The sequence below is a fragment of the Actinophytocola sp. genome (genome assembly GCF_045807065.1).
GTDB lineage: Bacteria > Actinomycetota > Actinomycetes > Mycobacteriales > Pseudonocardiaceae > Actinophytocola.
This window is the reverse complement of record NZ_JBJMIE010000761.1, coordinates 1-11,127: the sequence shown is the minus strand read 5'-3', so window position 1 is coordinate 11,127 and position 11,127 is coordinate 1. Positions and strand designations below refer to the sequence as shown.

Below are 11,127 nucleotides of genomic sequence, written 5' to 3'. Positions count from 1 at the left end.
GGCAGACGCCCGCGCGGCGGCGGAGAGGAGCGCGGGCACCAGTCGGAGCAGGCCGTCGAGGTCGAGCACCAGCTGTGGCACGGACAGCGACAGCGCCGCCACCACCTCGCCGCGCGCGTCCCGGATGGGCGCGGCCACGCAGTGGATGTGCTCCTCGTGCTCCTCGTCGTCGACGGCATACCCCCGCTCGGCCACCCGCGCCAGCTCCGCGAGGTACGCGCGTGGCGTGGTGATCGTGTTCGCGGTCATCTTGTCGTACGTGATCGACCGCGCGACAGCCTCCCGCTGGTCCGGCGGCATCGCGGCGACCAACACCTTGGCCACGGCCGTGCAGTGCAGGGGTGCGCGCCGGCCGATGCGCGAGTACATCCGCACGTTGTGCCGGCTCTCGTACTTGTCGATGTAGATCACCTCGCCGTCCTCGTACGACGCGAGGTGCACGGTGTGCCCGGTCTCGGCGTTGAGCTCCCGCAGGGCCGGCTCGACGCTGCGCCGCACGTCCCGCTCGTCCAGCGCCCGGAACGCCAGCTCGAACAGCGAGGTGCCGAGCCGGTAGTACCGCACGCCGTCGCGCTGCACGAACCGGTGCGACTCCAGCGTGCGCAGCAGCCGCAGCACGGTCGACTTGTGCACCGACACCCGCTCGGCGAGCTGGTCGAGCGTCCTCGGCCCGCTCGCCAGCTCGTCGAGCAGCACGAGCGCGCGATCGAGGCTCTGACTCACTGCCGTTCTCCGGTCACGTACGCGGCCGCCCATTCGGCGTCCGAGGCGTCCAGCATGCTCGCCACGAACGCCGCGGGCAGCGACGACCCCACGTCGTGGTGGGTGAGCAGCGACGACGCGGCACGCAGGTGCCCGCACCGCAGCCTGCGCCGGGGCGACCAGCCGGAGAGGGTGCCGAAGATGAACCCCGCCGCGAACGCGTCACCCGCGCCGACCGGCTCGACCACGTCGACGTTCAACGCGGGCTGGTACACCGGCGCGGCCGTCCCCTCGAAGAGCGTGGCGCCGTCCGCGCCCTGCTTGACCACGAGCGTGCGGGTTTCCGGGAGGAACGCGCGGATCTCCTCGGGTTCCGCCACGCCCCACACGAGCTCCGCCTCGTCCACACCCACGAACACGACGTCCGCCGCGGTCGCCAGCTCGCGCAGCACGGACGGGTCGCGGTCCACCCACAGCGGCGGCCGCCAGTTGAGGTCGAACGACAGCGTGAACGTGCGTGGCAGTGCGACGAGCGCACGCATCAGCTCGAGACAGCTGTCCGACAGCGCCGGCGTGATCCCGCTGGTGTGCACGACCCGCACGCCGTCGAGCGGCAGCGTGTCGAGCATCGACGGCCCCATGCCGGACGCCGCGGACCCGTGCCGGTAGTACCGCACGGGGCTGCCGGCGGCGTCGCTCTCCTTGACGTACATGCCGGTGGGACGGGTCGGGTCGACCAGGACACCGGACACGTCCACCCCGAAGGCGGCGATGGTCGAGACCAGGGCGCGGCCGAACGCGTCGTCGCCGACCGCGCTCACCCAGGCGGAACGCAGGCCGAGCACGGCGAGGTGACTGGCCACGTTGGACTCGGCGCCGCCGACGGTCCGGGTCCACGTGACGACCTCGTCCGGCGGGCCGGGCTCCGCCGGGACGAACAGCGCCATGGACTCCCCGAGACACAGGACATCAGCTGAACCCACGAGCAAGATCCTCCGCGCCGTTGACTGGCCGAGCAGAGAGATGCTACACAACTCCGTGGCACATGGTGCAACACGTGTTGCAAAATACGCAATGGAGTGGACATGTCGGAGATCACGCCAGGGCAGCTGAGCCAGGCCGCACTCGACGCGCTCCTCGCCGAGCCGCTCGACTGGCGTTTCAAGGGCCTGCCCGACGCCGTGCACGGACTGTCCATCCGGGACGTCCAGGAGCGCGGTCTCACCCTCTTCGGCGACGGGTTCCTCCCGCCCCTCACCGTCCTCGACGACGTCGCGCTCACGCACAACCTCACCACGATGGCGGACTTCTGCGCCACGCACGGCTTCGCACACGCGCCGCACGGCAAGACCACGATGGCGCCGCAGCTGTACGCGCGGCAGTTCGCGCACGGCGCGTGGGGCCAGACGGCCGCGAACGCCAGCCAGCTCCGGATCTACCGGGCGTTCGGGGTCAACCGCGTGATCCTCGCCAACGAGCTGGTCGACGCGACCGCGTTGCGGTGGCTCGCCGGTGAGCTGGACCGCGACCCCGGCTTCACGTTCTCCTGCTGGGTCGACAGCGTTCGCGGCGTCGAGCTGATGACCGAGGCGTTGCCGTCGGGAGGCGCGAGCCGGCCGGTCGACGTGCTGCTGGAACTGGGCGTGCACGGTGGCCGGACCGGCGTCCGGGACCGCCCCACCGCGCTGAAGGTCGCCGAGGCGGTGGCCGCGAGCCCGGCGCTCCGGCTGACCGGCGTCGCGAGTTTCGAGGGCGCGGTGCCGGTCGACACCTCCGCCGAGGGCCTCGCCACGGTGCACGCGCACCTGTCGGAGCTGCGGGCGCTCGCGCTGGACCTGGCCGGGCGCGGGCACTTCGACGGTCTGGACCAGGTCATCGTGACGGCAGGCGGCAGCGAGTTCTTCGACCAGGTGGTCGACGTGCTCGGCGGGGAATGGCCGCTGCCGGTCCTGCCGGTGCTGCGCAGCGGCGCGTACCTCACCCACGACGAAGGGCTCTACGAGCGCACGTCCCCGATCGGCGCGCACGCCCGGCTCGACGGCCCGCGGCTGCGGCCGGCGGTACGTGCCTGGGCGCAGGTCATGTCCAGGCCGGAACCCCGGCTCGCGTTCGTCACCGCGGGCAAGCGCGACCTGCCGTACGACATCGACCTGCCGGTTCCCGTGCTGCGCCGTCGCGGTGGCACGGTCACGGCGCTCACCGGCTGCGTGCTGACCAAGCTCAACGACCAGCACGGGTTCATCGAGCTCGACGCGGACGACGCGCTCGAGATCGGCGACTGGGTCGCCCTCGGGCTGTCCCACCCGTGCACGACGTTCGACAAGGTCCCGATCGTCCCGGTGGTCGGCGCGGACGGCGAGACCGTGGTCGACCTGATCCGGACCTTCTTCTGATGACCGGCCTGACGTTCCGCGGCGCGACCGTCGTCGACGGCACCGGTGCGCCCGGCTTCCGCGCGGACGTGTCCGTCCGGGACGGACGGATCAGCGCGATCGGCGGCGGCCGGACCGGCCGGGTGGTCGACGCGGACGGGTTGGTGCTGGCGCCCGGTTTCATCGACATGCACGCGCACTCGGACCTGCAGGTCCTCGCGAACCCCGAGCACATGGCGAAGGTCTCGCAGGGCGTGACGCTGGAGGTGCTGGGGCAGGACGGCCTGTCGTACGCGCCGGTCGACGACACCACGCTCGCCGGTCTGCGCACGCAGCTCGCCGGCTGGAACGACGACCCGCCCGGCTTCGACTGGAGCTGGCGGAGCGTCGGTGAGTACCTGGACCGGCTCGACCGCGGCATCGCGGTCAACGCGGCGTACCTGGTGCCGCAGGGCACGGTGCGGATGCTCGCGGTGGGCTGGGAGTCCCGCGCGGCCACCGAGTCCGAAGTGGACAGGATGCGCGCACTCGTGGCCGCGGGGCTCGCGGAGGGCGCGGTGGGCATGTCGTCCGGGCTGACCTACACCCCCGGCATGTACGCGACGACCGAGGAGCTGGTCGCGCTGTGCGAGGTGGTCGCCGCGGGCGGCGGGTACTACAGCCCGCACCACCGCAGCTACGGCGCGGGCGCACTGGAAGCGTACGCCGAGATGGTCGACGTGTCGCGCCGGTCCGGCTGCCCGCTGCACCTCGCGCACGCCACGATGAACTTCCCGGTCAACGAGGGCCGCGCGGGTGAGCTGCTGTCGTTGCTGGACGGCGCGATCGCGGACGGCTGCGACATCTCGCTCGACACGTACCCGTACCTGCCGGGCGCCACCTACCTGTCCGCGCTGCTGCCGAGCTGGTCGACCGAGGGCGGCCTGGCCGCGACGCTGACCCGGCTGTCCGATCCGGACACTCGGGAGCGGATCAGGGCGGTCCTGGAGGAGCACGGCTCGGACGGCTGCCACGGCGTGCCGGTGGACTGGACGGCCATCGAGATCAACGGCGTGCGTGACCCGGCGAACACGCACCTCGTGGGCCACAGCGTCGCGGAGTCCGCACGCCTGGCCGGACGCCCGCCCGCGGAGCTGTACTTCGACGTGCTGGTCGCGGAGAAACTCGGCACGTCCTGCCTCATGCACGTCGGCCACGAGGACAACGTGCGGGCGATCATGCGGCACCCCGCCCACACCGGCGGCAGCGACGGACTGCTGGTGGGCGAACGGCCGCATCCCCGTGCATGGGGCACGTTCCCGCGCTACCTCGGGCACTACGTGCGGGAGCTGGGCGTGCTGGGTCTCGAGGAGTGCGTGGCACACCTGACCGGCCGGGCCGCGCGCCGGCTGCGGCTGACCGACCGCGGGCTCGTCCGCGAGGGCTACGCCGCCGACCTCGTGCTGTTCGACCCGGCCACCGTGGCCGACACGGCGACGTTCGAGGAGCCGCGCCAGCCGGCGTCCGGGATCCCACACGTGCTGGTGAACGGCGTGCCCGTCATCTCAGACGACCGGCACACCGGTGCGCTGCCCGGTCACTCCATCCGCAACCAGGAAGCCTGAGAAACATGGACCTGCTGGCCGAACTCGGCACGCGGCGCGCCCTGTGCATCATCCGCGCGCCGGAGATCCCGGACCCGGTCGGGTTGGCGCGGACGCTCGTCGAGGCGGGCCTGCCCATCGTCGAGTTCGCGCTGACCACCCCGGGCGCGCCACGGCTCATCGAGCAGGCGTCCCAGGTGGACGGTCTGATCCTCGGTGCCGGCACGGTCATGTCCGCGCGGGACGCCCGCGACGCCGTCAGCGCGGGCGCGACGTTCCTGCTGACCCCGGGACTGCGGCCGGCGGTGGCGGAAGAGGCGGTGCGCCAGCGGATCCCGGTCGTCCTCGGCGCGATGACCCCCACCGAGGTGGCCACGGCCGTGGACCTGGGTGCCACCGCGGTGAAGGTGTTCCCGGCCGCGAGGCTGGGTCCGGCGTACTTCGGCGACCTGCACGGCCCCTACCCGAACGTGCCCCTGGTGGCCACCGGCGGGCTGACCGCCGAGAACGCCGCGTCCTTCCTCGCGGGCGGCGCGATCGCGGTGACCGCGGGCAGCGGGGTGGTGGGCCCGAAGCTGGCCGCGGAGTCGCGGTTCGACGAGATCGGTGAAAGAGCGAAGGAATTCCTTGCCGCACTAGCCTAACGGAGTCGTCATGTCAGGGTTCGTCAACTGGTTACAGCACTCCACGCCGGGTCTGCTGCTGCTCGCCTTGGTGGGCATCGCGATCCTGCTCCTGATGATCATCAAGTTGAAGGTCGAGCCGTTCATCGCCTTGCTGGTGATCGGCCTGCTGACCGCGCTCGCGGCCGGGATACCCGTCCAGACACTCGTCGGCTCCGCGCAGAAGCCCGGCGAGTCGTTGCTGGAGACGGGTTTCGGCGGCATCCTCGGCCACATCACCGCGATCATCGGCCTGGGCACGATCCTCGGCGCGGTCCTCGAGGCGTCCGGCGGCGCACAGGTGCTGACCCGGTCGCTGCTCCGCGCGCTGGGCGAGAACCGGGCGCCGCTGGCGATGGGCCTCGCCGGGCTGATCTTCGGCATCCCGGTGTTCTTCGACGTCGGCATCTTCGTGCTGGCGCCGCTCGTCTACGTCGCGGCGAAGCAGGGTGGCCGGTCGATCCTGTTGTACTGCCTGCCCCTGCTCGCTGGCCTGTCGGTGACGCACGCGTTCGTGCCGCCGCATCCCGGTCCCGTCGCCGCGGCGGCCCTCATCGGGGTCGACCTGGGCTGGGTCATCCTGATGGGCGCGGTGTGCGCGATCCCCGCCTGGTTCATCGGTGGCGTGCTGTTCTCGTCCTGGATCGGCAAGCGGATCGACATACCGGTGCCGGAGGAGATGCTCGCGGCGGTGCGGGCCGAGGACGAGGAGCGGGACGAACCCGGACTGGGCCTGGTGATCGGGATCATCGCGGTGCCGCTGGTGCTGATCCTCGCCGGCACGTTCGGCAGCATCTGGCTCCCCGCCGGCTCGACCGCCGCCGGGATCGCGAGCTTCGTCGGCACCCCGGCCGTCGCGCTCACGATCGCCGTGCTGCTGGCGGTCTGGCTGCTGGGTTACCGGCGTGGCATGACGAAGACGCAGCTCGCCGAGCTGGGTGCGGCCTCGCTCCGGCCGGTCGGCATGATCCTGCTCGTCGTCGGCGCGGGCGCCTTCTACGGCGCGGTGCTCCGCGCGACCGGCATCGGCGACGCCATCGCCGCCACCCTGCACGACGCCGGCCTGCCGGTGATCTTCGCGGCCTACGTGATCAGCTGCGGGCTGCGGATCGCGCAGGGCTCGGCCACGGCGGCGATCGCGGCCACGGCCGCCATCATTGGTCCGACCATCAAGGACGTCGGCTACTCGCAACCACAGCTCGCCCTGCTCGTGGCCGCCATCTGCGCCGGGTCGATCATCGCCTCGCACGTCAACGACGGCGGGTTCTGGATCGTGTCGCGGTACTTCGGCATCTCGGTGAAGGACACGCTGCGGACGTGGACGGTGCTGGAGACCATACTGTCCGTCGTGGGTTTCGCGGTGGCGGCGGTACTGATGGCGGTCATCTGACAGACTGCCCCCATGTCGCCCGACGACGCAGACGACGAGGACGCAGACGACGACGCAGAGGACGAGGACGCCGCGTGGGTGGACAGCACCGACCGGAAGACCGCGATCCGGGCACTCGCCGAACACCGGGCCGAGGAGCACCTGTCCCCGGCCGAGCACGACCGGCGCCGCGACCTGGCGCAGCGGGCGCGGACGGTCGGTGACCTGCGGGCGCTGTTCGCCGACCTGCCCGCGCCGCACCCGCTGCTGGGTGAGGCGGTCATCGGCGGCCCGGCATGGGTGGCCAACGCGGCGCGTGCCGGCGGCGGCGCCGGCCTGCTGCTGGTCACCGGCGGGGTCATCGTCCTCGCGGCACTCCTCGCCGGCTGGTGGGTCCCGGCGCTGCTCTTCGGCTGCCTGCTCGTCGTGGCCGCGATCTTCGCCGCCACGACGCACCGGTAGCCCGGCCCCTCACCGCCGATGAGCTTCGACGGTCTGCTCCCCCGCCCGGTGCGCGTGACACCCGCACCGGGGACGCTGGTGGTGGACGAGCCGCCCGAGCCGGCGACCACGACGGACGACTCCCTGCCGTCGGAGGGCTTCCGGCTCACCCTCGGGCCCGGCGGTGTCCGCGTCGCGGCCGCCGACGCCGCGGGTGAGTTCTACGCGCGGCAGGCCCTGCGGCAACTGCTGGGCCCCTCGGCCTTCCGGGCCGCGGACATCCACAGTGGACCTCGCGCACTGCCGTGCGGTGAGGTCGAGGACTGGCCACGGTTCCGGTGGCGCGGCTGCCTGCTCGACGTGGCCCGCCACTTCATGCCGAAGGCCGGCGTGCTGCGGTTTCTCGACCTGATGGCCGCACACCGGTTGAACGTCCTGCACCTCCACCTCACCGACGACCAGGGCTGGCGCGTCGAGGTACCCGAGTTCCCGCGGCTGACCGAGGTGGGTGCCTGGCGCGCCGGGTCCTGGGTCGGCCGGCCGCCGGACGGCACCGCCGAGCACGACGGCCGCCCGCACGGCGGTTTCTACACCGTGGACGACCTGCGGGAGATCGTGGCGTACGCGGCGGACCGGCACATCACGGTCGTGCCGGAGGTCGACGTGCCCGGCCACAGCCAGGCGGCCATCGCGGCGTACCCGTGGCTCGGCGTCACCGGACTGCCGCTGGAGGTGCTGACCCGCTGGGGCGTCAACGAGAACGTCCTGGCGATGACGGACCGCACGGTCGACTTCTACCGCCGGGTCCTCACCCACGTGGCGGAGATCTTCCCGTCCGAGGTGATCTGCGTCGGCGGCGACGAGGTGCCGACGACGCAGTGGGCCGCGGACCCCGGCACCGTCGCTCGCGCGGCCGAACTCGGACTGTCCGATGTGGACTGTCTGCGGGGTTGGTTCCTCGGCCGACTGGTGGCCCACCTCGAGTCGCTCGGCCGCCGCGCCATGGCATGGGACGACGCCGGCCCGCTCCCCCGGAGCACGGTCATCGGCGCGTGGCTGTCCACCGAGGCGCTGGCCGCCGGCCACGACCTGGTGCTGTGCCCGGAGGAACACGTGTACCTCGACCACCGCCAGTCCGACCACCCCGACGAGCCCGTCCCGGTCGGCTACCTGCGCACGCTCGCGGACGTGTACGCCTACGAACCCCTTGCGGCACCTGGAGTTCTCGGCGCGCAGGCACAGGTCTGGACCGAGCACCTGGACAGCACCCGGCGCGTGGACTACGCCGCCTTCCCACGGCTGGCGGCGTTCGCCGAGGTGGTGTGGAGCCGGCATGCTCGTGACTACGCGGAGTTCGAGGCCCGGCTGGTCCGCCACCACCTGCCGAGGCTGGACGCGCTCGGCGTCGAGTACCGCCCGCTGAACGGTCCCCGGCCGTGGCAGATGCGGCCCGGCGTGCCGGGCCGCATCCGTCACCTGTAGACGATCACCTGTAGACGACGATCACCAGGTGGTCACTCCGTACACCGAGCCGTAGAACGCCAGGCTGTCGGCGATCGGGAAGTACCACGACACGTTGGTCAGCCCGTACGTCGAAAGGCAGCGGTTGAACAGCAGCGAGGCGCCGCTCGTCACGCCTTCCGGCGACCACACCGACAGCGCCGCGACGTTCGCGCCGCCCGAGTCACCCGGCTCGACACACGCCGAGTGCCGGGTCAGGCCGTACACCGGCCCGCTGACCCCGTTGTACTGCACGGTCTCGTCCTTCACCGTGATGGTCCCGCAGGTCCACTTCGTGGTGATGCCGGACTTGCAGACCACGGTCCCGACCGGCGAGTCGCTGTAGCCGCTGACGTTGATGAACCCGCCGTTCGACGGGTTCGTGTCGACCCACGGGCCCTGGAACCAGTAACCGGGGTTGTCGGCGCTGATCAGGGCGTCGTCGAAGGTCGGGAACCAGCTCTGCAGCGTGTACCCGAAGAAGACGCCACCCTGGCCGTAGTTCGCCTGGCCACCGCTGGTGCAGTGCCCCGCGGTCAGCAGGTAGCCGTGCCCGGTGGACGGGTTGCGCAGGTTGAAGCCCGCCGAGCAGCTGGCCCCGTTGATCTCGTCGCCGCCGTCCATGAAGTTGGCCGTCCGCGGCGCCTGGTCGAGCTGCTCGTAGGTCACCGCGTCGCCGTACCTGGCGACCGCGCTCAGTGCCGCCGGCCGTTCCTGCCCCTTGACGGTCGTGACGACGACGCTGTTGGTCTTCGGGTCGACGTGCCAGCCCGCCAGGCCGGTCAGGACCGACGTGCCGTTCTTCGCGCGCCCGGCACCAGGAGCCTTGCCGGACAACGTGTCCAGCTCGGCCCGGATGGCGTCGAGCTCGGCCTCGCTGTGCCTGACCACGACCGCACGCGCGCCGGCCTTCGTCACCTCGCCGACACGTGCCTGGTCGGTGACGTTGACGACGAGCTCGCCGGTCCTGGCGTCGAACCACGACCCGCCGAACGACGAGCCGAGCGAGTCCCGCAGGCTGCCGTCGAGCTTGACCGCCTTGTCCTCCTGGACACGCAGGCCCTTCGCCTGTGTGGCGGTCAGACCAAGATCGCGTTGCATGGCGACGAGAACCTCGTCCGTGGTGGCCGTGCCGCCTCTCTTCGGCGCGGCCACCGCGGTCGACTGCGTCGCGACGGCGAGGGCACAGGCCACCGCCGCGGTGACGAGAACAATCATGGGTCTTCGCATCTCGTTCCTTCCTGTCTGGAAGTTGGTGGAACGTCGGAATTTCGTCGCCCACCGCGCGTGGCGTTAGCGCCTTTCCCGAACAGAGCCGGACCAGCGGAACGAGAGGGACTGAACGGAGCACACCGTCGGTGCACCAAAGGGCAAACACGACGGTGCCGCCGTGCCCGAGGTTGGCACGGCGGCACCGAAGGTCTGCGTGGCGGACCTACTCGAACTTCTCGCCCTTCTCCGCCTTCTCGACGAGGGAGGCCGGTGGGAGGAAGTGGTCGCCGTAACGCCGCGCCAGCTCCCGCGCCCGCGCCACGAAGCCGGGGAGACCGCCTTCGTAGCCGTTGATGTACTGGATCACGCCACCGGTCCACGGCGGGAACCCGATGCCCATGATCGAGCCGATGTTCGCGTCCGGCACCGAGCGCAGCACGCCCTCGTCGAAGCACTTGACGGTCTCGAGCGCCTCCGCGAAGAGCATGCGCTCCTTCATGTCCTCGAACGGGATCGAGTACCCGTCCTTGGCGAAGTGCTCGAAGAGACCCGTCCACAGACCGACCCGCTTGCCGTCGGCGTACTCGTAGAACCCGGCGCCGGACGACTTGCCCTTGCGGTCGAACTCCTCGACCATGCGGTCCATCAACGGCTCCGACGCGTGCTCGGTCCACTCGCCGCCGGCCGCGATGACCGCGTCCTTGGTCTCCTTGCGGATCTTCTGCGGCAGCGTCAGGGTCAGCTCGTCCAGCAGCTGCAGCGGCGGCGCCGGGTACCCGGCCTGCGAGCCCGCCTGCTCGACCGAGGCCGGGTTCACGCCCTCGGCGACCATCGCGACGGCCTCGTTGATGAACGTGCCGATCACCCGCGAGGTGAAGAAGCCACGCGAGTCGTTGACCACGATCGGCGTCTTCTTGATCTGCTGCGCCACGTCGAACGCCTTGGCCAGCGTCGCGTCGGACGTCTTCTCGCCGACGATGATCTCCAGCAGCGGCATCTTGTCGACCGGCGAGAAGAAGTGCAGGCCGATGAAGTCCTCCGGGCGCGACACGCCTTCCGCCAGACCCGTGATCGGCAGCGTCGAGGTGTTCGACCCGAGCAGCGCGTTGGGCTCGACGACGTCCTCGATCTCCTGGAACACCTTGTGCTTCAGTTCGACCGACTCGAAGACGGCCTCGATCACGAAGTCGACGCCCTTGAGGTCGGCCGGATCCGCGGCCGGAGTGATGCGGTCCAACAGCGCCTTGGACTTCTCTTCGGTGGTCTTGCCACGCTGAAGTGCTTTG

10 protein-coding genes are annotated in these 11,127 nt (G+C 71.3%); 6 read left to right on the top strand and 4 right to left on the bottom strand.

Going from position 1 to position 11,127, the window contains the following annotated elements; genetic code table 11:
• Together ACJ73U_RS44505 and ACJ73U_RS44500 are read right to left on the bottom strand one after the other, a co-directional pair.
• On the bottom strand, positions 1-723 hold a 723-nt coding region (locus ACJ73U_RS44505), incomplete at its 3' end, for an IclR family transcriptional regulator (RefSeq protein ID WP_407783833.1).
• Entirely contained in the window at positions 720-1,649 is a 930-nt protein-coding gene (locus tag ACJ73U_RS44500) for a sugar kinase (RefSeq protein ID WP_407783832.1), read from the bottom strand. The genes ACJ73U_RS44505 and ACJ73U_RS44500, both read right to left, overlap by 4 nt.
• A 138-nt stretch (positions 1,650-1,787) precedes the next feature.
• On the opposite strand from ACJ73U_RS44500, the gene ACJ73U_RS44495 reads away from it, so the two are divergent.
• Genes ACJ73U_RS44495 through ACJ73U_RS44470 form a run of 6 tightly spaced genes read left to right on the top strand, consistent with a single transcriptional unit; the run spans position 1,788 to position 8,611 of the window.
• Positions 1,788-3,095, top strand: coding sequence for an amino acid deaminase (locus ACJ73U_RS44495; RefSeq protein ID WP_407783831.1), 1,308 nt, complete (start codon positions 1,788-1,790; stop codon positions 3,093-3,095).
• Positions 3,095-4,678 carry an N-acyl-D-amino-acid deacylase family protein gene (locus ACJ73U_RS44490; protein WP_407783830.1) on the top strand — a complete coding sequence of 528 codons (1,584 nt, stop codon included), beginning with the start codon at positions 3,095-3,097 and terminating at the stop codon, positions 4,676-4,678. Before ACJ73U_RS44495 ends, ACJ73U_RS44490 begins: the two co-directional genes overlap by 1 nt.
• Before the next feature lie 5 nt (positions 4,679-4,683).
• Positions 4,684-5,301, top strand: coding sequence for a bifunctional 4-hydroxy-2-oxoglutarate aldolase/2-dehydro-3-deoxy-phosphogluconate aldolase (locus ACJ73U_RS44485; RefSeq protein ID WP_407783829.1), 618 nt, complete (start codon positions 4,684-4,686; stop codon positions 5,299-5,301).
• 10 nt (positions 5,302-5,311) lie between these two features.
• Positions 5,312-6,709, top strand: coding sequence for a GntP family permease (locus tag ACJ73U_RS44480; RefSeq protein WP_407783828.1), 1,398 nt, complete (start codon positions 5,312-5,314; stop codon positions 6,707-6,709).
• Positions 6,710-6,721: 12 nt separating this feature from the next.
• Positions 6,722-7,150 carry a DUF1707 domain-containing protein gene (locus ACJ73U_RS44475; RefSeq protein WP_407783827.1) on the top strand — a complete coding sequence of 143 codons (429 nt, stop codon included), beginning with the start codon at positions 6,722-6,724 and terminating at the stop codon, positions 7,148-7,150.
• An 18-nt stretch (positions 7,151-7,168) separates the two neighbouring features.
• On the top strand, positions 7,169-8,611 hold the full coding sequence (locus ACJ73U_RS44470; protein WP_407783826.1) for a beta-N-acetylhexosaminidase: 1,443 nt from the start codon (positions 7,169-7,171) through the stop codon (positions 8,609-8,611).
• A gap of 21 nt (positions 8,612-8,632) precedes the next feature.
• On the opposite strand, the gene ACJ73U_RS44465 is transcribed toward ACJ73U_RS44470, so the two are convergent.
• Both ACJ73U_RS44465 and ACJ73U_RS44460 read right to left on the bottom strand, forming a co-directional pair.
• Positions 8,633-9,859 (bottom strand): S1 family peptidase, encoded by a 1,227-nt coding sequence (locus ACJ73U_RS44465; RefSeq protein WP_407783825.1) that lies wholly within the window; start codon positions 9,857-9,859, stop codon positions 8,633-8,635.
• A gap of 205 nt (positions 9,860-10,064) precedes the next feature.
• Positions 10,065-11,127, bottom strand: a 1,063-nt coding sequence (locus ACJ73U_RS44460) for a 3-hydroxyacyl-CoA dehydrogenase family protein (RefSeq protein ID WP_407783824.1), incomplete at its 5' end; no start/stop codon positions are given.